We start from the raw sequence: 23,151 nt of genomic DNA, 5'->3' as shown, positions 1-23,151 counted from the left end.
TTTTAGTGGATCACCTCATAATACGCAATGATTCCGGTAAGGTCGCTAAAAGGACCGTGAGCCTAAAACCATTTATTCAATTTCTAAACGTTCTGGGCCACATGAAAACCCATAAGGGCCCAAAATTCATCTGGTATTTTGCGACATCTAACCCATTGAAATAACACGGCACGAAACACCGTCGCAAAAACCTTCCTTTTGCAACAAACAAACTCAAATACCCTTATTCCATAGTCGCTCTGCCCTTGTAATTTATTCTGCCTTACTAACATAATATTTTATGGATAAAATTGCCCTGTTTTTCACCGCAGTTTCTGCTATCGCCGCTGCCGTTGCGGCATTCTTCATGTATCGCCAAACAAAGATAGCCATTGAAGAAAGAAGAAATTTTGAACAAGAGAACGATGGTTTGAAAAGGAGAGAGAACGAGCTCCTAGCCGTAAACAATAAAATACTCATCAATCAGATGTGGAATGACTTCAACAAAACGGTCATTGAAGGGGATGAATCCCTGCGCGGAGCAATAGGAACAAAAAACTTTCAAGGCCTCGAGCCAGCCCTAGTACGTCGTATCTATCTGATGTTCTCCAACATAAATGTTGTGGAAGCAGCATGGCGCTTGATGATTGTGGGTGCAATGCCGACAGACCAAGCACAAGCGATATTATTCGACCAAGCTCAGCGGTTCAAAAATGACCAAGAGGCAGCACGCCACGCTCTAACCGGTCGAGGTTATTCGCAAGATTTTTTAGACGCTCTCTGGCCATTGGTTTTCCCCGATGACCCAACACCCCAAGCTGGTAAAAGAGAGCAGGCCTAAAAAGATTTTAAGGCCTTGCGTTCCTACGCGATCCTTTTTGAAACAGTTGTCCAAAGCCCGAACGCGCAACGCGATGCTCTAAAGGCGGCTAGCTGCGAAAAGGTTGTCATAGAGAAGGTGTCTGGCGCATCGCTCAAGTGGCCAAAACTGAAAAAGCTTTTGTGCTCCCTCGATGCTGGCGATCTTCTGACAATCTGGCGATTGGATGAGGTTGGGCGTTCATTGCTGCGTCCTCTCGGTGTGGCGGCAGTCTTCAAAGCGCGAAATGTAGGTTTACAATCACTCAATGAGACAATCGACCCAACTGTAGATATGCCGTTACTCGGGGATGCAACGGGGGCTTTGCCCCCTTGCCAAGTAGTGTTGTTTAACAACACACATCTTGCCGCCTGCGGTATTTATTCTTTCTCGGCTCATTTCCACTTCCGTAGCAGTCATGACCCGTCGCAAATTTGGTTCACGGGGCTCCAATGTTTTCTTGCAAATCCATATGAGCGAAGCCAATCGGGAATAGAGCTTTTCTAAATTCAAGTGTCTTTACCAAGAAGGGAAAATTCTCTGGCCATACCTATTGCAACGCAACAAACGGCGAAGTTGGGCGGGAAGCGGGCTTTCGCTGCAGATTGAACGAACGGCAGCTGAGCGGACAAAGCGACATTTAGCTGCGGCTACGCCAATGACTGCATTCGGTAATTGATCCCGATTTAGCGCCTTCAAATACGGATAGGCAAATTATGTTAATACTGTGGAAATGTTAGGGCTTCAGCTATAGTATGTCCAAGCTGTGTATTAAGCCATTATGGATGCACATGTTTTCATCCATGTTCATGGTCTTTGTGTCACTATCGTAGGCAAATACTCTGTGGTTCCCAGAAGTGATGTTTCCAATTACATTGAAATGGAACAGCAACTTTAGGACCTGACTCTCAGTCAAAGGCTTTTTCGCGGACGGGTTTTGGTTAACAAACTCGCGATACCGGTCATTGAATTCTTTTCTCGTAAATATAGGCTTTCTGATCTTTGACAAAACTCCAAGGACTTCAGCGACATCGTCTAACACAGGGAACAATTCATCCACGACTTCCCTTCGCATGTACGCAGAATGACCCGATGCAGCATCTTTGATGTCCGAGTTGCTTATCTGCTCATGATTCTTGGAGAGAGCTATTTTTGCACACTCCCTTACATGACTGATGATATCTCTTGGCCGGAGAAAAGTGCGGCTAGTCAGATATTTGAATGTGTCGATTGCTCCACGTCGGTTGGCACCGATGCTCGTCTTTCGAACCGCGAATATCTCATCCCAAGACGACAAAGCGTCATCGACCTTTTCGCTTTTTGATTCGATTGCTCGTGCAAGTCTGAAGTGCACTAGTTCGCGCAATTGCGATTCCGTCCAGCTGAGTGTAACCGCACGATCCAACCATTTGTTTTTGTCAACATCCCTACACAAGTCAAAGATGTCATCTCTCAGAAATATGACCGGTCTTATGTTAGTGTTAGAATTCGAAAAATCAGTTCTTATTACTTGAACTGCCTTGAATAAGCTTATTAAAAGTTCGAAGTACGAGTCGCGGCGATCTGGATTTAGGACATCTCGGTAGTCTTCGTCCAATTCATCAAAAATAATATAGTATTCACCATCATCTATGACCGAAAGAATAAATTCCCGCATGGTTTCGTTGGCTTTTACGTAATCGAACTCAGCAGTCTCTCCGTCGGACTGAAAACCACCACCAAAACCCGCTAAATTGAGGCTGTAGCCTTGGCTTGTAATTGTTTTCATTGAACGAGCCAGCGCACCTTTCACGTCGAAATTGAATGACTTCTTCAAATCGAATTTGCATCTACTGCAAACTTGCTCGTTTTCGGCAAGCATTGAGCAAATATAATGGTAAATTACATACAGCCAGAGAGTGATATATTGGTTTGGACGATTATATGATTCATCCGCATGGCTATACAGCGAATTGAAAGGGAAATTTTTGAACGAAAGCAATCGTGAGAACTGATTGTAATTTTTGTCGTTATGAAGATATTCGGCGATAGCGGTTTTACCTGTTCCTTTTCGCCCAATGACATAGTTTTTTCTTCCCTCCTCGATGTCGGAAACGTCATCAAAATGGAAAAAGTAGCGTGAGTTATCCTCGTCTTTAGCTTCGATTGACCAACGTGAAATTTCTTTTAGGACAGAAGGGTGCGCCATATTTTTCCCAAAGATAGAGTAAAACTTTTCTGTACCTTCGCCGAACCCGCCAGCACATTCAAGTTCTACCTAACAGACCCTTTCATTGTCTCATTTTGATTTGTCTTGGTTCGCCAGAAATTTGAAGTGTATCAAGTAAACGAACGTTAACTTGATACACCGCAATGTCAGCCAAAGCCGACCTTCGTGCATCGCGCAGCATCTGTTAAAGTGGGCTCCTTGCAGCCTTTCGCTGCAGATCACATGAACGGCAGCTAAGGGCCGATTCCGGCACGGACAGTTTGGGCGGAATGCGAGCTTTCGTATGGGACCAACGAACGGGAACAGAGCGGGGCTGACATTGGGCCGATGATCTTTTTCAGCCCATTTTAGTTGTTTAGCGATAATGGCACCAAATCCAGAAGTTGTCATTCTGATGCCTTTTTGGCAGCGACCGAACTTTCCGCGGTGCCTTCGTTCGGTTTGATCAGACTATCGGACAGGCCTGTCTGCTCTAAAGATGAGCGGATATTGATCTGCGCGCGACGAGAATCTAGCGCCAAGCATTCAACGGATTCCGCATCATGCGCCCTGTCATCCGCGCCGGACACTTCGTGACGAAGTGCTCGCAAGATCTCATCGTGGAAATATGTAGACCAGTAGTACGCATGCCCTTCGCCCCACTTGTCGAACGACGCCTTTGAGATGGGAGCTAGCTCGATTATCATCTTGCTTAGTTCACCTTCTGTGAAGAGGTCACCTTTGTCACTCAATGGTATGCTGAAGACCTTCATCATCATTGCGGCTTGGAGGACGATGCTTTTGTATGCGTCGAAATTTTTCAATGACTGGTCGCTGAGATATAGCCGTGGAATTGTCATGTCGATTGTTCCAAGCAGCGCAATCTTCTCATCGACATTGAACGGCTTTGCCAGTGCATCCATGAATTCGGCAATTTTCGGATCGTCTCCTTCCTTAAGTATCTGCTCAGTGTTAAGAATCTTCATGTACTCCACGAGCATCGAGAGCTGAGATACCGCGTGACGTGCGCGCAGCAGTGTTTCTGCTGCTTCTAGCCGCTTCGATTGAACCGCAGAGTCTCGATCTCTGCGGGCAGCGACCAGGAACGACCTAATTTGGTCTAACTCTTTTTCGGTGTCCCGAATACCAGCCTTGAATGTCTCTAGCTTCTTTTCGAATCGATGCTCAACAGCCTTGGCAAAAAACTTGCCTATGGTGGCGCGCAATAGATACGCGACAAAACCTATCATGCCGGCAGAGATGACCACACCCAGCAGCCAATTCCAGAATTCAGAAAACATGAACGCCCCTCAGTATCGGCACCTGCAACATTGCAGTTCTAATTCACGGTTGAAGAAACACTAATTGGAGGTTCTCTGCAAACTGCCCGCTTGCTAATTCAAAAGCGTACAGTCCGCTTCGCACCCATCTATGCCATTCCGCCTGATCGAAGAGCTTCTGCAAAGGGCTCGAACCGGACCTCCGCTGCGAAGATCACCAAAGTCTGCTCGGGGCCGTAGGTGATCAGGCAATTCTGATTATCTCGTTGGATACTGTGGTGCGGGAATGGGCAGCTTTGAGCCCAAACTGCACGATGCTGCGAAATGCATAAAGGTCCGCCTTGCCGACCCTCGCTCATTGATCGGGTAATCCCGCTTTCTTCAAACTCTCCAACCAAATCCTGCGATTTTCTGGATGGTTCCGAGATCCCGCGAACTGTCGTCGCATCGCCAATACAGACAGTTTTGGATTTATGGCCAGCGCTGCCTCTATCGCATCTAACGCATCCTCAGCTCGGTCCAGTTCAATAAGGTTGGCTGCGCGCAGCAAATGATGGAAAACGCGCCACGTGTTACTTGTCGCGACTGTTCCAAGCTGACGCGCTGCTTCAAACGCTTCTTCGTGGCGACCAAGATGGAACAGAATATGGCCTTTGTAGAAATACATGTTTTGCAACAGCGGATCTCGAGGACTGAGCTTGAGGGCCATTTCAATTTGTGGAAGTGCTCGGTCTTGGAACCGAAACCAATCGAGTGTGTGCGCCAGTTCTAAGCGGATGCGGGCGTCATTCGGGTTAAGTGCAACAGCCCGCTCCAGATTTGCGATGGCTGGGTCTGCATCACCGGTAAATCGGTAAAGATAGCCCAAAGCCGCATGCGCCTGAGCATCTTGATCGTCCAGTTCAATGGCACGCTTGGCAGCCTCGGTCGCAGACACCAGCGTGTCATGCGGGTTCTCAGTCCATTGAAAGAAAAACATAGTGCCGAGTGCACGCGCCAACAGACTGTATGCAGTGGCAAATTCAGGATCACGATCAATCGCCTGCTGCGCATAACGCACCGCATCTTCTTGCGCGTCCTTTGAGTAAATTTCCTGGCTGCTACGCCCGCGCAAATATAGGTCCCAGGCGCCCATGTCGTCGGTTGGTTCGTCCCTTACCCGGACAGCGTCAGACGCATAAATCTCAGGGAGCAACTGGCCCGCAATCGCTTGGCTGATTTCGTCCTGAACGGCGAAGATATCGGTGAGTTTGCGATCAAAGGTTTCAGCCCAAATCGTCTTGTTGGCATCGATATCTATTAACTCACCACTGACCCGCACTTGCCCACCGTCTCGACGCACGCTCCCACGCACCACATATCCAACGCCCAAATCGCGCGCGATTTCCACAGGTGTGTTCGAACCTTCTGCGTAAGAAAACATCGTCGCACGTGACACAACAAACAGCTCTCGATGGCGCGAAAGATGCGCAATCAGGTCGTCGGTCAATCCATCGACAAAATACTGCGCGCCATTTTGCCCATCAAGGTTTTCAAACTGCACGACGGCCACCGAAGGTTTTTCCGTCGCAAGCGCTTTGGGTTTCGTGGTGAACAGGGTCATTGCAATAAAGACGGTAGCAACCGCAAGAGCCAGTGCAGTAACAATCATAATCCGTCTTATTTGGTTAGACGGGGCCTTCGTCGCAGCCACGCCAGTTGTTACCTCAGCGACAAACTGGAACCCCCGTTTGGGAAATGTTTTGATAAATTTGGAGGTGGTCGCTGCATCGCCCAAGGCCTTGCGGACAGATCGAACCCGCGTATTGAGCGCGGCGTCCGTGATGGCACGCCCGTCCCAGATTTCCTCGATAAGGTCTTCTTTGCTGACGATCCGATCCCGGTGTCGGATCAGAACTTCCAATAGCCGTATGGCTTGGGGTTCCAAAGCGATGGGTTTCCCACTCTGCGATAATCCACCGGTAGCGGGGTCAAACTGAAAGTCATCAAAAGAATACATCAGTCACTCTATCCCTTCGCCGATCTTTTTCTCAATGATCTTTGGGGATTGTCACCTCGATGTCAGAAAATATCAGCTTTCGATCAAGCTTACTCAACCTGCACAGCCTAACACTGCTACATGGGCAATCGCCCAGATAACGCATTAGAAACATTGGAGAACTGACGTGACACATTTGAAAGCATACGCGACGGCGACAGCTTTTGCCTTGGCGGGCGGCGTTGCCTTCGCCGGAACAGATTTGGAAACCGCGATCAACAATGGTGGCGAAATGCTCAACGCAGGCCAGATCGCCGAGCTGATTGTCGGAAAAGTTGTAACTGCCAAAGCTGGGGAGAAAGAGTTTCGATTTTTCTATGACCCGAGCAACATTTTGGAGGGCGAACTGACAAACGGTGGCTGGAAGGGCACCGGTGCCTATGCAATTACCGATAATAATCAGGTGTGTGTCTCCATGGCGGCAGACAAAGGGCGTTACCGCTGCCTGACGGCGGTGCGGGTTGGCGAAACGGTGCAGAAATTCAACGTAGAAGGCAAAATGACCTTTGTATTGCTTGGCTTCGAACCCGCGTCAGGCCTTTGAAGGCGAAGCGTCGTTGTAGGTCGAGGCCGTTAAGTTACAGCGGCCTCTGCCTGATAACAGCCTCAAGATTGTTGCGCGCGGGGCTAAACAGGATGGGCTGAAACCAATTTAGGTGATTTCAGCAATTTTGTTGTGGCGGCGAATGAGATTGATAAACGACCGCCTGAATGCGGGGTCGCGTATTTCATGAACGATAAGGCCATAACCAAAAATCGTCTCATCATCATCTAAACTGCGCGGCTCTGATAATAATTGCCTGCCCGTCAAAACTGCGCGTGCATCACACAAAAAATAACTAACCGGCTGATCCAGGGTGATAGCGGATTGCAACAATTTGGATGATGAAATCCTGTTCTTGCCGGACTCATACTTTTGAAGCTGTTGGAATTTGATCCCAATTTTTTCAGCTAGAGCGGCTTGCGTCAGACCAGCCTCGAGGCGCGCCTTCTTTAGGCGTTGCCCGATTAGCTTTTCAATATCTTGATCTACAAGTCGCATTTCAGGCCTTCAAAAGCGCATGAAACCGGAGGAAAGCCTACACACCCCAAATCGCTTTCGGCTGGCTTTCCCCCGATCTGCACAAGCGATGGGGAAATATCGCATTGTTCTGTGATGTTGGGTGATGGTTTCTGTTTCGCTCATCAAAAGATAATCGCAGATCTTTGGATCAACGCTCAAGAAAAACCATGCCATAGGCAGCATTTTGTGCGTGTTGCGCGGTTACCAACGTAGCACCATTACGCAACACGCAAATTCTGGCGTAACTCTTGAACGCGGGATTTGCGCATGATGCAATACAGCAATCAGATCAAGCCACGATGCATGCTGGCTGACGCGTCCTGATGTTGAAGTCCGGAATGTCATCCTGCCCCACATTGGTCATTCCGATGCGCTCATAAAATGCGGATAATGTTGGATAGTTTGTTTCGCTGGTATTCAGACACACGACATCATGACCGTCTTCAAATAACTTACCCATCATGAGATTTATCACGCTACGGCCTCTGCCATTGCCGGCATGTTCGGGGAACAGCGCGATATTCTCAATCTCAATCGGATTTTTCGGCCCTACCGCCGCAAGAAACGTCCTGGTAATATTTTGATCCGGGGGTACAGCGATGCAATAGCCAATCTGTTTTCCAGCCTCAACAAAATCAAACAAACGCATATTTTGTTTTTTGATCCGCGCCGTCAAAACATCAGAATCATAAAGTTCCTTGTTGATCCAGTTCCAGGGTATGCGCGACACACGATTAATAATCCCCTTTGGGTTTGGGATGACTTCAACCAATCTATGTTTTGCGCAAATGCCACGTGCATTAAACTGGTTCTTGGTCTCCATGAAATGCGTGCGTTTGATTGTCCCGAACATCACTTTGGCTCATGCGTCAATTGCCACTGCAAGCTGAACTGCTTTTTCAGGGACTCGGCAAAACCGGCATTCTTGATAACAACAACCATGACGTCGTTGTTCTCAAACGTGGCAATGCCCACCTTGTCGCCGTAGACAAAGGTAGCCGTATCATTGAAATGTTCGGGATTTATCCAGCGATATTCGCAATAGGACGCGCCGAAAAATGTGCCATCACCTTCCGCAAAAATGACCCGGTATCTAAACTGATTGGGCTTCTTGTCTTTCAACGCCAGCATACGTTCTTGTTGAACCTTCACGAAGTCAGCACCCAAAGCGCCGATGACAAGGTGCGATGCGGCGTTGTAAAGGCATATCTCGCCGCCGACCTTCCGGGCTGTTTCGTAGATATCGTCATAGAATTGACGGAACTCAGCGTTTCCACGATAGACCCGAACACCCGACGGGATTTGCCGAACCCCATTGTGATCGGTAAATTCGACGCCGCGCGTTTCATAGAAATTGACGAGCTTTGCAGCATGCGGGCTTGAAACGTTGCCCTTTCCATTTTCGATATTGGAAATAGTTTTCGGGTCTACGCCGATATTCTCAGCGACGAATTTTTGCTCGAAGCCCGCCAAACCCCTTGCTGCGCGTAATTGTTCTTTAGTAATCATTGTCTATACCGGAATTTAATTTCTATTATTACTATATATTAACCATTCTTTAACCATATATCTGTAGAAAGTACAACATATTATTAATTTACATATTTAATTACTTAAGACAAACGGGGGTTTATTATGAGTAATACTAATAAGAATACTGAAAAAGAAGACAATGAGGCGCTGAAAGCAGAGCTTGAAAAACGCTATGGCGAGGCTGTAGCCCAGGAAATAATGGATCAAATCGAACGCGCAACAGTGGAAACGACTGTGCCGGACTATATGCCCTTCAAAGCCAGCACAGAAATGCTGGAGCTGTTCCGGGGGGAAGCACAGGACTTATCCAAAGAGTTGAGAAAAATGCGCCGCAGCCGCAAAGAGAGCAAAATCGCCTATATTGCCGAGCGCACGCTTGAGATCGAGTTCAATCGTATCTTCCGGCTTTACTGGACAAGCATGAAACTGCACCACGCTTTATACCACAAGGTTAAAACGGCACTGTCAAAGCCGTCATACCTTTCAAGTCGGCTTTCCCCGCAAACGTCTGGCACTCCCCTGTGCCAGGCGTTTGCCGCCTGATCAGATGATGGGGGCCGCAATGAAAAAGAAACAGAAAAACAAATTCAATGTCGACTTGGGCTTTCGTGTCCGGCAGATACGAAGTCTCAACAAATTGTCGCAAGAGGTTCTGGGCGAGAGACTGGGTGTTTCAACCCCGACAATGCAACGATACGAGGCGGGTGAAATCCCTTTAACTGCGGAGGCAATCGGCAAATGTGCCGCATCGCTGAATACGCCTGTCGGCTTTTTCTATGGCGAGACTGACCAGCATCCGGCAGCTTCGAACACGAATAAGGTTGGCTTGTTGCTGGCGGCGGAGATCATGGAATTACCGGACGAGAATATCCGCAAGAGCGTTTTTCACCTTGTGCGCTCCATCATCCGGTGGGATGAAAAACGCAACAAAGACGCGGCGTAAATTCTATTACATTTCCGGTTGGAAAACAGCCTGAACGCCTGTGGTTGCTGAAGTCATGGCTGGCATGGCTTTGGCAGCAAAAGCGGCTGTCATGTCGGGCGCTGGTGACGGCGGCTGATATCCGTCCAAATGTTGTCCAACTTCTGGTGGCATGGCGTCCAACAAGTCTGCATCCAGTTTTTCTAAATCGGCCTCCGAGATTTCGCCATTTGCGACTTTCTCACGCGCCTCAACTTGCAACGCGTCAAATTCATGGATGCGTTCGCGCGCTTCCAAGGTTTCCTCGCGCATTCCATGCAATTCTCCCCGCAGCTTCAACTGATCTACATATGGATCAATTGCAAAATGATCTTCCGGGAAAAGGGCATAGTCATAGTCGTCACTGCCGATTTCTGAGCCCAGTTCATCATAAGCTTGCGTTCGATCAGCATTTAAGAAAACCCGACGCCCATCTCCCATTACATTTGCATGAATCCAAATGCCTTCAAGCCGCTGCTCAATCTCTATCAAGCGCCTTTCAATGTCCTCCAGGGTAGCTTGATTTTCCATCAGGGCAGTGGTCGTCGCCATATCATAGGTATCAAGTTTTGCGCGAAACGTTTCAATTTGAATTTGGGTTGCCATGACAGCCTCGGCTGCAGTTGCCAAAATGCCATCGTTCAGTTTATCGGTGCTTTCTTCTTGCAGCCGCTTTTCGTGGCGCGCTTTGATAAACCACTGCCGCCGTTCATTTGCCGGACTATGGTCTTTGCTGCCAAAATGTTGAATTAACTGAACCACTTATTCTCCGCATTCCTTCTTCACCAAAATATACAATAACGGCGCTACCTGTTTTTCTCGATGACGATCAAAAAAAGCTTCAATCAACGGCCACCTATTTTCGCCCCCTCCGTAAAACCAATTCCGGACGCATCGAAAACCCTCGTTGTCTTTGCCGCCGTACAGCCATCGCGAGTAGGCCAATCCCTCTATAGTGCCTCCAATATAACTGATCTGTTGATCTGACGTCATTTCATTCAAGACAAATCCTGCATTTAAATTGCCGGAATTTTGTGCCTTTGCTGACCCCATGCTATAAAGTACAAGTAAAACTAATGTCATTATGACTAAAACTTGTTTATATTTACTTAATATATTAACTTTTCTATTCAACATAATCGGTCAATATTGTGGAATTTGATTCTTATGCCTTGGTTTTGTTATAATTGAATTGTAATCGTGCAATTTCAAGGACTTGGCTGGACACAATCCCGGCGCTTCCTCACAAATTCAGGATCACACAAAAAGGACCGATTTTGTTGGTTGGCTTGTCACCGACTATATGTAGCTAACGCATTGAAAAACATGATATATGGATATCTTCGGATCAGTACAAAAATGCAGAGGCCTGATCGTCAAATTGAGGGGCTGAAAGGCTTATGTGACGCGTTTTATGTTGAAGTGCTGTCTGCTGTATCGGCAAAACGGCCAATATTTGAGGAAATCGTCCAAAAGCTACAGTGCGGCGATACGTTTCTTGTCTGGGATTTAGACCGGGTTTTCAGGACAACATATGACGCGATTGTCTATGAGAAGGAATTTCGGCGGCGTGGCATCAAATTCAAGGCCATGAACATGAACATCGACACCAGCACAGCAGATGGAAATCACGAATATCAAAGCAGAGCGGCAGCGGCGGAATGGGAACGGCGCAAGATATCGGAGCGCACGATTGAAGGGCTGGTCTTGGCACGCAAGCGAGGAAGCCGGTTAGGCAGACCGCCCAAAATTACCGATGAACAAGTGCGCCATGCAAAAGCATTGATTGGTAGCTCTGATACATCCATCAAAGACGCGGCGGCCTCTTTGAAAGTGCACCCATGGACGCTATCCCGCAGAATGCGGGCTTTACCACCGGAGCGGACGCTTCATCAGTGATTGGTCTTAATCGTCTTGCTCTACTGGAGGGTATTGCATTCGCTGATGGATCACGGTCAGGATATCAATGTCGGTTGGTGATGTGATCTTGTAGATAATCGTATAGGGCAAACCCGTTACGGCGAACTCCCGCGTATCTTTGACAAGTCCCTCGCGCCCCAGAAGCGGGAAGTTTTCAAAGATCTGCGTGACCTGACGAATGCGCGATATGACACGGTCAGCGGCAGACGGGTCAAACTCAGCGATGTAGGTATGAATATGTTTAAGGTCAGAAAGGGCTTCGGGGGTAAAATTAACGTTCAAAGCCGAATGTCTCCCAAACCTTATGGGCGGGAATCATGTTTGATCGGTCTTTTGACTGCTCAAGACCTTTGCGTATCTTGGCTTCTTTCCAAACCAGATAGTTTGGGTCGGAAGATGGATCGCAAGGCTGTGTCAACTCAGCCAATGATGATGTTTCTTTGATTTCGCTCATGCCCCATTGTAACTCAAAATAAGGGCAAAAATCCATAAAAAACGACATTTGCCGCGAAAGCGGTAAAACCGCCCGTTGGTCGAAACCAACGGGCGGTTTTTGTTTTGGTGGCTGCTATTTAAACAGCTTCTTGAGGGCTTTGCGGCTGTCCATGGCTTCAATGCCGCCCTTTTTGGTGTACGCGGTCATGGGGAAACTCATATAACCCGGTTGCCAGTCCTGCTTGCCATTCTTGCGCTTGCCGCTCAAGCCGTCCTGAATGATCTGTTTCTGGACTTTGGCGGTCGAGGCGACATGCGCGTCTGCCGCGCTTTTTCCAGCGACTTGTTTGACAATGGTGTTGAGCGTTTCCTTGTCGCGCAACAGATCAAAGAAGGTTTGATCCGGTTGCCAGTGATCGGCCATGTTCACCGACAGTTTTTCACCCAAAATCTCAACAAGGGCAGAATTGCTTGGCAGGGTTTCGGCAACGACAAAGGTCAAAACCAGATTGACGCTGGCATCGTCCAGTTCCATCAGCTTGGCGACTATGGCGTAAAGATCAGGACTTTTACCCCAATCGGTTTTGCGCGGTACGATGGGTTCGCCCGCGTCACCAGACAGGTCTAACAGGTTCTGCACCCGTCCGCGCTCTGCCTGAAACACGCTTTCCGCCTTATTGGTTGCAAGGCTTTGGGCAATGGCGTCTGTGTTGGCCTTTTGCGGGTCGGCCTGAACACTCCAAAGCGAAGATCCCGCAATCATCTGCGCAACTGCCAAACGCAGGGCAATGCCCTGATGTGACAGGAGTTCGGTTCTCACCGCGCTATGGCGATGCAAGGCCAGATAATTCTGCATGGACTTGGTGAGTTCGCCGTTTTTGGAAACGGGCGTTTCGCCGCTCAGCTCTTGCTGTTTGCGCTTGGCTTCTTTTTGGGTGACATAACCGACATGCTGGGAGACTTCACCAAGCTTGCTGACAGAAATATAGACCCTGCCGCCGTTGTCTTTATCCGTTTCAGCGTGATCCCATCTGTAATAAAACTCTCCGACATCAAGGATAGTCACCTCCTGCCAGCCTTCATCCAGAAAACCCTGTTTCAGCTTGGCTATGGCTTGGTTTTGAAGCGTCCAGAATTTCTCTGCGTCATCAAAATAGCTTTCCTCCCCAAAAAGGTCGGAAACAATCTGCCCCTTATAATCCGCGACATCAAACAACGCATTTTCAAGCGGGATATTCGCCCCACCAAAAAGCCAAGCTTTCAGCGCGTGAAATTGGGGCGCGTATTCGTCGCTCTTGAACAATTGCCACCATGCTTTTTGCTGCTTCGGCGTTGCCAAGGTTAGGGAGCGGATTGTATCGACGCCTATTTCCTGTTTTTCATAGGCGGTTAAAATCGGCGCGTATAAATTACCAAGGGCAAGACGCTGTTTGACCTGCCTGTCGGTAATTCCAAATTGCGCGGCAATATCTTCAACGCCTGTCCCTTTTTTGGACAGGGCAGAAAACGCTTTGTACTGGTCAATTTCTCTCATTGGCAGACGGGCAATGTTTTCCGCCAAAGACGCCTCAATGGCCTTCGCATCGTCCCCCTCCTGCATGATGATACAGGGCACAGGTTCAACTGCTTCGGATTCGGCAATTTTGCTCAAGGCATGAAAGCGGCGCTGTCCCGCGACAACTTCAAAGCCCTCACAATTAGCACGTACCAAAAGCGGCTGAATAATGCCAAGAGATTGAATGCTTGGCACAAGGTCATCAATTTCTTTTGCGCCGATTTTACGGACATTCAATTTTGTTGTTTTAAGTTGGCTTAGGTCAATATGTTGTAACTCCATGATAGTTTTCCTTTTCAATAAATGGATAAAATGATGCGTGATTGCATCAGCGGAAAGCGTGCGCATGGGGTCACGCTTTCCTGTGATGCAATCACTCACAGAAATGAATTTTGTTCAGGTTTTGCTCGATATATTTTCAGCCAAGCTTCAGGGTATTTTTGCCCCGCCAAGGTTCGGTTAAACATGTGCTGAATACCCTCGGTCAGAAGGTTTTGCCCATATTGGTCTGGTTCTTTGGATGCTTTATCCATGAGCGCCCAAACAACTGCATCTCCGTCATACATTTCAAAACAATTGTCGAAGCCGCGTGTGTAAATGTCTGCAAAATGGTCAAGTGCCAGCTTTTTAAATGCCGTTTCCGCTCTATGAACACGAAGCCCAAAACCTTGATACTTTCGATATGGATTTGCCATCACGCGCACCTGTAAACAAAGTTCGTGCTGTTGATTGTTGTTTCGCTGTAATCGGCACCCAAATCGCGAGCGATAGCGTCATAATTCAGATAGTGCTGGAGGCGTTCAGGGATGTCGCCAAACAGTCCTTCTTCTACAAACTGATATGCCAACTCTTTCAGGCTATCGAGTTCGTAAATGTCGATTTCAATATCTTCGGGATCGTCGCTAAGTTGAGAGTGGGAATAACCACATTCTCCAACCGCAATAATGAAGCGGATTTTCTGGTCGGTGTTCCAGTCATCAACCGCCTCTATGAACGGCTCAATCACTGTTTGGTTTAAGCCCCAGACTTTGGCAAGCTCACAGTCAATAGTCTCGCCGTCAATGAATTGAATTTCAAATTCCTCGACCTTTTGGCCGTGGCTGTTTCGTAAGATTGACGCTTGGCGCTCATACTCATCGACAGATCGAAAGTAAAAGCCTTCGGCAGAAATATCATAGGGTTGTGCATAAAATATCAGGGTCATTTTATCCTCGCATTGTTGGTTTTCAAAAACGAGGTTTTCAGACTTTCTTCTGTCTACCCCGAACATGAAACCTTGCTCGCGGCGAGCGTCCAAAAACGAAAAAAGCCGCCTCCGATTTATCGGGGACGACGTCTCTTTGGACGGTTGTGCCGAAAGCAAAACGCCCCAAAGCCTCACCGCTTGCGGCGGCTGCTCGCCAGCCGATCCGACAACACGGGAGCCGAATGCAATGAGGTGAATGGAGCGGGCCGGAGGATTTAGGCTATTGGATCAGGTGTTTTGTGTCGGTGTAAGCTGGCCTAGGGTTTCCATGTCCGGTGTGCCGGGCATCACTATAAGCGGCGGCACATATGCCGCCTCCAACAGTCCTTAGAAACGCCGTCAACGACGGCACCATAAAATGAAGACTGCCAGGAGCCACATTTGAGGTGGCGGGACGCGTCGATCGGTAAGCCAAGGTTCCCGGTGTTCCCGCAGGAGCGGCACGAAGCCGCGGGACCGAGACCACCCTTGGAGCGCTGGCTATTTGGTCTTCTTCTGTCAGGGATTGTTACCCGAATGGGACGAAACAGCTTTGCTGGTTCGGATTCGCTTGGCAAGGTACGCGCCTAGTGAAATAGAGCCCGCCCGGACAGCCACACATTTACGCTGAGACAATAGACTCAAATAAAATTGAGCCGGTAAGGATCAAGTTTGAGCGCCATCTGCTTGTGATCGGTAGCAAGTTTTGCTGCTTTGTATTTCATTGCATTCGCCCAATTTGCGTCAGCAAAATCCCTGGCATGATCGATTGCCGGATAAAGAGATTCAAAGGCTTGTAACAAATCGGCTACAGGCAGGAAGATTTCTTCTTGAAACTCGGCATTTGGAACCTGTTTGTTCCATATGCCGTTCATTGCAGAAACTGCTGTTGTGAATCGGAGCATCGGCTCTGGATATTGACCGGGTTTATAGCCGGAATGACTGACTGCTTCTGTCAGTGAAATCGTGAAAAGCACGAAGGCCCAGAGGCCCATAACAAGATTTTGTTGAACGGTGTAACCACGCCATAGTCTGGGACAAAACCGTTTCCCGCCAGCCAATTCAACAAGCCAGCGCGCGCCAGTATAATCAGCTTCAAATTCCAAAAATCTCAATGGCAAACCAGTGGCTTTCTCTGATTGCCGTGCAATGTTCAACTCGTCAATTAGAACGCAATCGGATTTCCGGCGAGATTTGAGATAGTCCACATGGCCGCTGAAAATATGTGCCAGCTCATGGCAGAATATCACGAGACAGACAGTGCCAAACAAATAGTGACACACTCCGTTTTGATGTGGCGGCAGTCTCTGTTCTGCCAAACGAGATTTCCTGTTTATCTCATCGATAGACCACTTTCGGCTGTAATCGGATAAGTTCAGCCGATGTGATACATTCGAATTGAAATCGCTGTCTATGTGTATGCTGGAATTTACCGCAACATCAAATGCCCAAACACAAAGGGCGCGGTCAAGTGTGATTTGGTAGCAACCGTCTGTTGCGTTCCATGACGCCGAGGCACTTGCCTGATCTGAATCAGAAATATTGACAGCGAGATGTGCAGACTCAGGAAAATTAATTTCGTTTTCCAGTTCCACTGCATAATTTCTAAGGTCAGTGATAACCTCATCACACAATGTTTGAAACAAAGATACGCCTGTCATGAACGTTCTAAATCCATACGCGTTGTTATTATGATTTTCCAATCAGGAGATTGCATCGATAGATCAGCCAATCAGCGTTCGGAGAAAAAAACAAATTCCGCGCGAATTCATCCAGCTGCCTTCGTAAAATGGGTCTGTCAAATGGCCATTTGTGCCAAGGTAAAAAAATATTGTTTTCAGCGCTCCAGAGAAAGACGAAGCGGTGCTTGCCTTCATCTTCGTCTTCGCTCAGTGGGTCGATACCCCCATCCTTATCGCGTTCCGGAATAGTGACTTTACCCGCAGTTGTAATCTTTAAAACATGTCCATTTCGCAGGATCGGTAACAGATACCAATCTGATTTATATCCCTGTAGAACACCCAATGTTCCTGGTGCCTCAAGTGTGACCTCGAAATGGAATTCGTCTGTCAATCGCAGGCGTAAATCGCTGAGTGGTTGCGGGTTTGCAAAACGCACGATGTTCAGTTCGGGTGTATGACGATAAACCTCGATATTCTCAAAACGACCTTGCTGTTGTAATAATTCGTTCCATGATGTGGCAGACGGCTCTACGTTTTCGTCATCCTTCTCTCGCGCACGCAAAATTTCATCTTCTATTTGATCGGCAATCGTCTGGCTCTGTCCGGCAATCCACTGAAATATCTCTGCCGCTCTCTCACCGGAAATTTTCCCTTTGCGGAAATTGTTTTCGTAATCATTGCCGACAGCAGTCGTCAAAGCGGTTTGGAAGACGTCTAGCCATCCAATGTGTAATTTGCGTTTTTGATCACGTGTGTACCGATAGAGAATTTTGCGTTCTCTAATATTGGCTGATTGCCAGTCAATAACCCACGACTTCACTATCTAAAACGTCCTTCGCTCACAACTACCCGTTACCCCAAGACGCCCCACTCACATACCCGGTTTTCTAATTTATGGGGAGGGGTGACCGCATTGTTTTGTCAACATCTGCGGGTTCAGCAAAGCCAATATGAAGGAACATTTTAAGATGGACATGGATATCTCCCGATACTGGCCAACAGTATCAAGTTTTGATGCAGATGTATTCCCGGCGATAGATTGGGAAGACTTTGACCAAATTTCTGCCACTGCGTTAGTGGATGCGGATTTTGACATGGGTGCCCTTGAGCAAATTTCATGCCCTGTGTGCAGGGGGCGGGGTTGCTGGAGGAGATATTTTATTTGTCCTGGCTGCCGGGGCATCGGCTGGACTCTGGTCTAACCACTTCTCGGCCTACCTAATTCAATCAACCAAACCCTATCAACCTCAACAATCGGGGCGGTGCTTTCATGCGCGCGGTTTGCGGCAATGAATTTTTGCGTCCTGAATTCTGGAGCAAGACATGACACGGAACGTGACTGACTACGCAGAAGAAAATCCCTTTTCAGAAACCGGGGACAATGGTGGAAATTTCGCACTGCCGAACAAGCCAGGCATTGGTTTCAATACATTATCGCTCGCAGCTCTAGGGATATTTCAATTTTCCCTTTTGTGGAATGCCATGTCCAAAATACTTGGCGACACCACGCCACTCTCGCTTTTTTTGAGCCTGATTATTTCGCTCATTGCAGTGGTTTGTGCCTATACGATCAATCATCTTGCGATAACGCGAGGGACTGTTCTCAGTGTCTTGAATTTCAAAGGAGTGCAATTTTTAAGCATTGTCGGGATTGTCGCCATTGGTTTTGCGATTTCATCGGCAACCATCACAGGTAATGTGCAGGATACTGTTGGTGAAATCCAGCTTCAGGAACATCACGCCAGTATGGCGGCTACTGCTGCTGCCAAAAATGAAGTGGCCATTCAGGCAACACAAACGGTCCCGGTACTATCTGCGATTACAAGCGATTTACCGGCACATGCAGAAAGTGAACGCGTTTCAGCATCACTAAGCGAAAGCGGCCAGCCAGGCACCGGGCCAGTCACTCGGCTTTTGATTGAGAAAAGCACCCGCGCGCAAAACATCTCCGACATTTTGGCCGATGGTGAAATTACGCGCAAAGAATCTCTCGAACGCATGAATAAATTGCTTGGTGAGTATCAGAGCACATTAGACAGCCAAGAATTGAGTTTTCGCGAAAAGCGCAGCGTTCTCCAAAAAAACCATGCGCAGATCGTGGCGGAGGGGGCAATTCTCGATAATGCCATCCCCAAAAGCCTTCTGCTGGCTTATGCCAATGAGCTTCAAGGGTCTGTTGAGTTGCAAGGCCACCCCATCGCCACTCGCAATGTTGATGCGGTTTTAAACGGCCATGGTAAGGCATTGCAGCGGGTTCTTGAAACTATCGAGGGCAAAGCAGATCAGTCTGCACCGTTTCCAAGCCGTCCTTCTCTGGCTGATGTGCTCAGCTACATTGCCTATTATTGGCCTTTCGCTGCTGTGGTTTATGGCGCGGAAATCGGCCTGCCTTTGATGCTGTTTGTTATCACATATGCGCGTCTGTATCATGTGTACATTACCGAAAATGGCATCAACCCAACTGTTAAGCGCCGGGATGATGTTGACGAATTTCGTGAGCAATTGCTGGCGCTGCGGCAGACGCCTCACAGGCCAATCCCGGTTGCAACATCCCCCAAAAATACCCCGACCTCGCGCAAACCCGGGCGTCCGCGCAAGGATCATGGGAATGGTTTGTCACCTGACGGGATGGCTGAGTGATGGCTGAGCATTCCGTGAAACAGACAAGGAAAGGACGGTCTGCGCTTTTACGCGCAGGCCAGTCCGTCGTTATTATCGGGCTTGGGGCTTTTGCCGTATTTATATTTGCGGTGATTATCTTTGCGGACGCCAAGCATTTTGAGGCCCGGCTTAAATTCGAGCAATTTAAATATGCCTGGTTTGGCGATTGGGTGACGGACGAGAAATTACGCCCTGCGCCGGAAATTGAACAACTTGCTGACGCCTTGGCGCATGCAGAAGACATTTCATTTTTTCAGAAAGTAAAATGGAATGATAGCGGTCTGGTCATCATAACCGGCACATCCTTTGCCACCGCGCATGATGTCGTCGATGGCAAAATTCAAAGACAGTGGTGCTACGTAAATTACGGCACAGGAACGGTCACGCGTCGCATCGATCTTGCCAATAAGAACTCTGTTGCCACCCCCGTTTATGCCGACCTCACCAGCATTCCCCAATCGGAAATTACCGCGCTTGGCGTCACGCGTGATGCCTTAGGTGCTGCCGCTTTTTCTCACTGTCGTTTCGGCAAAGTGGAAATAGGCGCAAAGAAACAGGAGCAATAAATGTTTGATCTGAACACACTTCCCGGCGGCGGGGGTTTGGTTTTGACGGGTGTTGCATATGGGGTGTTTGCCCTCTTTATCGGCGGACAGACTATTGGCGCACGCACAATCGAAAAGTCCGGATTTTTGCCGCGCTGTGAACAAGCTCTTGTTCTGGCGGCGAAGCAAGATGCACCAGATCTACAAACGCCTGTTCCAACCCCGGATTGCAATAGCATTGTCGGAATTTTCGCGGGGCCGGATGGCAAGCAGCTTTGTAATATCATGGAACCTCTGTTTCAGAACCCGCTGGCGGGGCAGATCGAAAAACAAAATCAAAAACTGAAAGACGCATATAACGCGCGCCTCAAAAATGCGGCGGCACACGCCTCATCATCCTGCAAATGCGCTGTTAACGTCCAACTGGAAGACCGCGTGCCATGGGCGCTCTACGCCGGCTCGGCACGGCTCATTACTGCGTCTAAAATCCGCAATCTGGACGCAGAGCTTTTTGCGGCTTTGTCCTCTCCCGTTTGCGCCGGGAGGTTTCAATGATTTTGGGGTATGTGCGCATCGGGTCCGATACCGTCAAAACGCATCGGACAAGCTATTCCATTTCAAGCCTGGATCACGTGGATACGGATCGGCCATTCCGCTTTGCATTTGCTTTCTTCGGGGTTGCTTCGATTGGTTTTGTGGTCGCCTTTAGTGATCTCTTGTACCCCGTCGAAATCATCACAATAGCAAGCGTTACGGCAATTTCCGTCTTTGCCGGATTTCAGGTCGGCCAACTGAAATTCATCTCGCGCGAGCTCATTTCAGCAAAGCAGGGAAACGTCGTCTGGGGCGATTATAAGACGCTTGATCGCAAGCGGGATGAGGTCATGTCGCGCATCGCCGCAGCGAAAAAAGGAGCCTCACATGCAAGAACTCAATAGCTCATGGCGCGACGTTGCAAAGATCAATCTGATGATTGCCTATGGCTGTTTTTTGATCTTTGTGGGTTACGTTGTGTACCCCACTGATCCGCACTGGTGGGCGTTCGGCTTTTTAAGCATCTGCTGTTTTCTCTCCGCTGCCGGATTGATTGGCAAGGCAATTTCAGCAGCCCTTAAATTACGGCAGAATGACGCCGTTCGGGACGACATGCTTACCCGGCCAGCGCCCCACAATGCCAAACTTGCCAGCCGCGAAGATCTTGAAAAAGCGGGGATGCTGTGATGCGAAAGCCCCTCAAAAATGTTCTCCGACATCTTAAAAACCCGTTTGGACTGACCCGCAAAGATGTGCGGAAGATCGCCGCTGAAAACCGGGAAATCCGCCGAGTGATCGGCCTCACCCTTGAGGGTGAAACACCTATCTATGAGCCGAACACCACCCTGTCCTGGCTCGTCTATGGTGGCGCAGGATCAGGCAAGACCACTTGTGTCACGATATCGGCGATTTTGACTTTGCTGGCAGATAGCACACGGGGGCAGATCATCAACGATGTGAAGCCGGAAGTGGCCTACCAGATCGCAGATTTGTGCCTGAAATACGGGCGCAATTTTGCGGTCATTGATGATAGCGGGTCGATGGGCAAGGCCTATCCTCATCGTGTGCGCGTCAATCCGTTTAGCAATTTGATTGCTGCCCACCGCGAAAACTCGCCCAATCTGATGCTGGAAATTGAGAGTGTCAGCAAGGTTTTTATAAACGAGCCCGATAACGAACCCCGCAATTTCTATTTTCGGCAATCACCAAGAGAGCTTGTTATCGTTGCGATATTAATCCTGCTGGCACACAGCCCCGATAACGCCACACCGGGCGGAATAGCCAGCCTGATTGCTGATCCTGATCTATGGCACAGCGCGCTCGAGATTGAAGCGGAAGAAGGCACGCCGCTGACCAAAAACCGCGCCAGACAAATACTGCAAATGCACGCCGATAATCCGGAGCATTACAGCCAGCATATTTTGGCAGCGCTCTCGGCCTTCTCGATCTTCATGGAAGGCGGGCCCCTCCACGAAATTGGACAGGATGCGGACATCACCCATGAGCAATTGCTGAAAGAAAACTACATTGTATGTGTCTGCCAAAATGCCAGAAATGCCGCCAACCTCAGTATTTATTATGGGCTGACTTTCAACGCCTTTTTGAATGCCCAAATGTCCGGCGAGTGTGGGCGCACGATTTTGATTTTCGATGAGGTAGCAAACACTCCGGCCAAGGACATCATTAAGAATGTCACGATCTTTAGATCGTTCGGATTGCAGGTCTTGTATCTGGCCCAATCAAAAGCCGACTTGGAACGTCAAAATGGCGTAAAAATAGTTGCGACTTTGGAAGATAATTGCGCCATCCAGTATCTGCAAATTACCAACCAGGCAGCCGAGACCATTTCAAAAGCCATCGGTGATGTTGAGAATGTCAGTTACAGCATCAACGAAAGTTCGGGCAAACCCGACGTTTCAAGAACAATCAATTTAGGCAAAGAACGCCTGTTCACCGCTGATCAACTCCAAAGCCTTCCGGCTGACCAGCAAATTATATTCATTCCGGGCCAACCCACTCTCCATTGCAAGAAAGTGCGGCAGAATAACTTCTTCCCCCTTTCCGCTGATTTGTCAGGCAATCCGAACGAAGGCGGAAAGATATTGCCGCCCGACTACAAGGTTGTACTGCCCCAGTATGACGGGTGGCAGTCATGAGCATTTTACGTTTTTTCCCGTGGCTGATTTTTCCGGCAGCGCTCGTCGCAATCTATCTGGTTTTTGGCACGCCTTATCTCAACTGGTCGTATGATTTTTACAGTGATGGTGGCAATGATCCGTTTGCCGAACGGCATTATACGCGCTGCACTTATACGAATTTCCGCACTGAAATCACCATCCATCCCGGCAATGGCAATTGCCCGCGCATCAAATTCTTCAAAACGGATGGGAGAGACTAATGGCTGGTTGCCAGTTTCACCCAGGGGGTCGGCATGCGGTGGTCAAGACCGAGTTTTTCCGTCAATTCTTGCCGGGCAAAATTCTTCATGACGTTCAGCACTACAGCGGCGGAAACATTGGTCTCCCTGATCTGCTGGTCACAATGCTCCTTGGTCATGATGTCCAGATCAAACGGCGCAATTGCGTACCAGAAACCGCTGTAATCCATCGGTTCCAGCCACTCGTCAACATCATCTATATCTCTGAAACTTCTCACCTTTTGAGAGTACCACAAACGGATTCGCCAACGCAATA

Annotated in this window: 28 protein-coding genes; 13 read left to right on the top strand and 15 right to left on the bottom strand. The window is 48.6% G+C overall.

What is annotated here, in order from left to right; genetic code table 11:
- Positions 1 to 280: 280 nt before the first annotated feature.
- Both RAL91_RS16635 and RAL91_RS16630 read left to right on the top strand, forming a co-directional pair.
- Entirely contained in the window at positions 281 to 820 is a 540-nt protein-coding gene (locus RAL91_RS16635) for a hypothetical protein (protein WP_306257377.1), read from the top strand.
- Positions 821 to 835: 15 nt separating this feature from the next.
- On the top strand, positions 836 to 1,345 hold the full coding sequence (locus RAL91_RS16630; RefSeq protein ID WP_306257376.1) for a recombinase family protein: 510 nt from the start codon (positions 836 to 838) through the stop codon (positions 1,343 to 1,345).
- A gap of 241 nt (positions 1,346 to 1,586) precedes the next feature.
- On the opposite strand, the gene RAL91_RS16625 is transcribed toward RAL91_RS16630, so the two are convergent.
- The 3 genes from RAL91_RS16625 to RAL91_RS16615 form a co-directional block, all read right to left on the bottom strand.
- The gene (locus RAL91_RS16625) at positions 1,587 to 3,026 is read right to left on the bottom strand and encodes a P-loop ATPase, Sll1717 family (RefSeq protein WP_306257375.1); all 1,440 of its coding nucleotides are present in this window, start codon (positions 3,024 to 3,026) and stop codon (positions 1,587 to 1,589) included.
- Between the two features lie 407 nt (positions 3,027 to 3,433).
- Positions 3,434 to 4,327, bottom strand: a complete 894-nt coding sequence (locus RAL91_RS16620) for a hypothetical protein (RefSeq protein ID WP_306257374.1) — start codon at positions 4,325 to 4,327, stop codon at positions 3,434 to 3,436.
- 334 nt (positions 4,328 to 4,661) lie between these two features.
- Positions 4,662 to 6,305 carry a winged helix-turn-helix domain-containing protein gene (locus tag RAL91_RS16615; RefSeq protein ID WP_306257373.1) on the bottom strand — a complete coding sequence of 548 codons (1,644 nt, stop codon included), beginning with the start codon at positions 6,303 to 6,305 and terminating at the stop codon, positions 4,662 to 4,664.
- A gap of 166 nt (positions 6,306 to 6,471) precedes the next feature.
- Here RAL91_RS16615 and RAL91_RS16610 point away from each other — a divergent pair, with 166 nt between their 5' ends.
- Positions 6,472 to 6,888 carry a hypothetical protein gene (locus RAL91_RS16610; RefSeq protein ID WP_306257372.1) on the top strand — a complete coding sequence of 139 codons (417 nt, stop codon included), beginning with the start codon at positions 6,472 to 6,474 and terminating at the stop codon, positions 6,886 to 6,888.
- A 108-nt stretch (positions 6,889 to 6,996) separates the two neighbouring features.
- Here the strand turns inward: RAL91_RS16610 and RAL91_RS16605 are convergent, their stop codons facing one another.
- The 3 genes from RAL91_RS16605 to RAL91_RS16595 all read right to left on the bottom strand — a co-directional run bounded on the left by RAL91_RS16605 (position 6,997) and on the right by RAL91_RS16595 (position 8,916).
- The gene (locus tag RAL91_RS16605) at positions 6,997 to 7,386 is read right to left on the bottom strand and encodes a helix-turn-helix domain-containing protein (protein WP_306257371.1); all 390 of its coding nucleotides are present in this window, start codon (positions 7,384 to 7,386) and stop codon (positions 6,997 to 6,999) included.
- Between the two features lie 310 nt (positions 7,387 to 7,696).
- On the bottom strand, positions 7,697 to 8,260 hold the full coding sequence (locus tag RAL91_RS16600; protein ID WP_306257370.1) for an N-acetyltransferase: 564 nt from the start codon (positions 8,258 to 8,260) through the stop codon (positions 7,697 to 7,699).
- Complete coding sequence (locus tag RAL91_RS16595; RefSeq protein WP_306257369.1) at positions 8,260 to 8,916, bottom strand: helix-turn-helix transcriptional regulator; 657 nt, start codon at positions 8,914 to 8,916, stop codon at positions 8,260 to 8,262. The genes RAL91_RS16600 and RAL91_RS16595 overlap by 1 nt, the downstream gene beginning before the upstream one ends.
- Before the next feature lie 126 nt (positions 8,917 to 9,042).
- On the opposite strand from RAL91_RS16595, the gene RAL91_RS16590 reads away from it, so the two are divergent.
- Both RAL91_RS16590 and RAL91_RS16585 read left to right on the top strand, forming a co-directional pair.
- Positions 9,043 to 9,483, top strand: coding sequence for a hypothetical protein (locus RAL91_RS16590; protein WP_306257368.1), 441 nt, complete (start codon positions 9,043 to 9,045; stop codon positions 9,481 to 9,483).
- 19 nt (positions 9,484 to 9,502) lie between these two features.
- A complete protein-coding gene (locus RAL91_RS16585; protein WP_306257367.1) occupies positions 9,503 to 9,883 on the top strand; it encodes a helix-turn-helix domain-containing protein in 381 nt (126 codons plus the stop codon).
- Between the two features lie 6 nt (positions 9,884 to 9,889).
- On the opposite strand, the gene RAL91_RS16580 is transcribed toward RAL91_RS16585, so the two are convergent.
- Positions 9,890 to 10,663 (bottom strand): hypothetical protein, encoded by a 774-nt coding sequence (locus tag RAL91_RS16580; protein ID WP_306257366.1) that lies wholly within the window; start codon positions 10,661 to 10,663, stop codon positions 9,890 to 9,892.
- Between the two features lie 564 nt (positions 10,664 to 11,227).
- Between RAL91_RS16580 and RAL91_RS16575 the strand changes: the two genes are divergently transcribed.
- The gene (locus RAL91_RS16575; protein WP_306257365.1) at positions 11,228 to 11,800 is read left to right on the top strand and encodes a recombinase family protein; all 573 of its coding nucleotides are present in this window, start codon (positions 11,228 to 11,230) and stop codon (positions 11,798 to 11,800) included.
- A gap of 6 nt (positions 11,801 to 11,806) precedes the next feature.
- Here the strand turns inward: RAL91_RS16575 and RAL91_RS16570 are convergent, their stop codons facing one another.
- From RAL91_RS16570 to RAL91_RS16540, 7 genes are all read right to left on the bottom strand, one after another.
- Positions 11,807 to 12,103 (bottom strand): type II toxin-antitoxin system RelE/ParE family toxin, encoded by a 297-nt coding sequence (locus RAL91_RS16570; protein ID WP_306257364.1) that lies wholly within the window; start codon positions 12,101 to 12,103, stop codon positions 11,807 to 11,809.
- On the bottom strand, positions 12,093 to 12,275 hold the full coding sequence (locus RAL91_RS16565; protein ID WP_306257363.1) for a hypothetical protein: 183 nt from the start codon (positions 12,273 to 12,275) through the stop codon (positions 12,093 to 12,095). The genes RAL91_RS16570 and RAL91_RS16565 overlap by 11 nt, the downstream gene beginning before the upstream one ends.
- 114 nt (positions 12,276 to 12,389) lie before the next feature.
- Positions 12,390 to 14,093, bottom strand: a complete 1,704-nt coding sequence (locus RAL91_RS16560) for a ParB N-terminal domain-containing protein (RefSeq protein WP_306257362.1) — start codon at positions 14,091 to 14,093, stop codon at positions 12,390 to 12,392.
- A gap of 95 nt (positions 14,094 to 14,188) precedes the next feature.
- Positions 14,189 to 14,506 (bottom strand): hypothetical protein, encoded by a 318-nt coding sequence (locus tag RAL91_RS16555; protein ID WP_306257361.1) that lies wholly within the window; start codon positions 14,504 to 14,506, stop codon positions 14,189 to 14,191.
- On the bottom strand, positions 14,506 to 15,108 hold the full coding sequence (locus RAL91_RS16550; RefSeq protein WP_306257360.1) for an antirestriction protein ArdA: 603 nt from the start codon (positions 15,106 to 15,108) through the stop codon (positions 14,506 to 14,508). Before RAL91_RS16550 ends, RAL91_RS16555 begins: the two co-directional genes overlap by 1 nt.
- Before the next feature lie 569 nt (positions 15,109 to 15,677).
- Positions 15,678 to 16,142 carry a hypothetical protein gene (locus RAL91_RS16545; RefSeq protein WP_306257359.1) on the bottom strand — a complete coding sequence of 155 codons (465 nt, stop codon included), beginning with the start codon at positions 16,140 to 16,142 and terminating at the stop codon, positions 15,678 to 15,680.
- Positions 16,143 to 16,725: 583 nt separating this feature from the next.
- Positions 16,726 to 17,538: a hypothetical protein gene (locus tag RAL91_RS16540; protein ID WP_306257358.1), complete on the bottom strand. Its 813-nt coding sequence runs from the start codon at positions 17,536 to 17,538 to the stop codon at positions 16,726 to 16,728.
- A gap of 503 nt (positions 17,539 to 18,041) precedes the next feature.
- Between RAL91_RS16540 and RAL91_RS16535 the strand changes: the two genes are divergently transcribed.
- Genes RAL91_RS16535 through RAL91_RS16505 form a run of 7 tightly spaced genes read left to right on the top strand, consistent with a single transcriptional unit; the run spans position 18,042 to position 22,856 of the window.
- The gene (locus RAL91_RS16535; protein WP_306257357.1) at positions 18,042 to 19,358 is read left to right on the top strand and encodes a hypothetical protein; all 1,317 of its coding nucleotides are present in this window, start codon (positions 18,042 to 18,044) and stop codon (positions 19,356 to 19,358) included.
- Positions 19,358 to 19,945, top strand: coding sequence for a hypothetical protein (locus RAL91_RS16530; protein WP_306257356.1), 588 nt, complete (start codon positions 19,358 to 19,360; stop codon positions 19,943 to 19,945). Before RAL91_RS16535 ends, RAL91_RS16530 begins: the two co-directional genes overlap by 1 nt.
- On the top strand, positions 19,946 to 20,479 hold the full coding sequence (locus RAL91_RS16525) for a hypothetical protein (RefSeq protein ID WP_306257355.1): 534 nt from the start codon (positions 19,946 to 19,948) through the stop codon (positions 20,477 to 20,479).
- A complete protein-coding gene (locus RAL91_RS16520; protein WP_306257354.1) occupies positions 20,476 to 20,862 on the top strand; it encodes a hypothetical protein in 387 nt (128 codons plus the stop codon). Before RAL91_RS16525 ends, RAL91_RS16520 begins: the two co-directional genes overlap by 4 nt.
- Positions 20,846 to 21,145, top strand: coding sequence for a hypothetical protein (locus RAL91_RS16515; protein WP_306257353.1), 300 nt, complete (start codon positions 20,846 to 20,848; stop codon positions 21,143 to 21,145). The genes RAL91_RS16520 and RAL91_RS16515 overlap by 17 nt, the downstream gene beginning before the upstream one ends.
- Complete coding sequence (locus tag RAL91_RS16510) at positions 21,145 to 22,614, top strand: type IV secretory system conjugative DNA transfer family protein (protein ID WP_306257352.1); 1,470 nt, start codon at positions 21,145 to 21,147, stop codon at positions 22,612 to 22,614. The genes RAL91_RS16515 and RAL91_RS16510 overlap by 1 nt, the downstream gene beginning before the upstream one ends.
- Entirely contained in the window at positions 22,611 to 22,856 is a 246-nt protein-coding gene (locus RAL91_RS16505; protein ID WP_306257351.1) for a hypothetical protein, read from the top strand. Before RAL91_RS16510 ends, RAL91_RS16505 begins: the two co-directional genes overlap by 4 nt.
- Here RAL91_RS16505 and RAL91_RS16500 read toward each other — a convergent pair.
- A complete protein-coding gene (locus tag RAL91_RS16500) occupies positions 22,853 to 23,113 on the bottom strand; it encodes a hypothetical protein (RefSeq protein ID WP_306257350.1) in 261 nt (86 codons plus the stop codon). The genes RAL91_RS16505 and RAL91_RS16500 overlap by 4 nt on opposite strands.
- Positions 23,114 to 23,151 lie beyond the last annotated feature (38 nt).

Source organism: Pararhizobium sp. IMCC21322 (assembly GCF_030758295.1).
In the GTDB taxonomy this organism is placed as follows: Bacteria; Pseudomonadota; Alphaproteobacteria; order Rhizobiales.
This window is presented reverse-complemented; position numbering and strand designations above follow the sequence as displayed.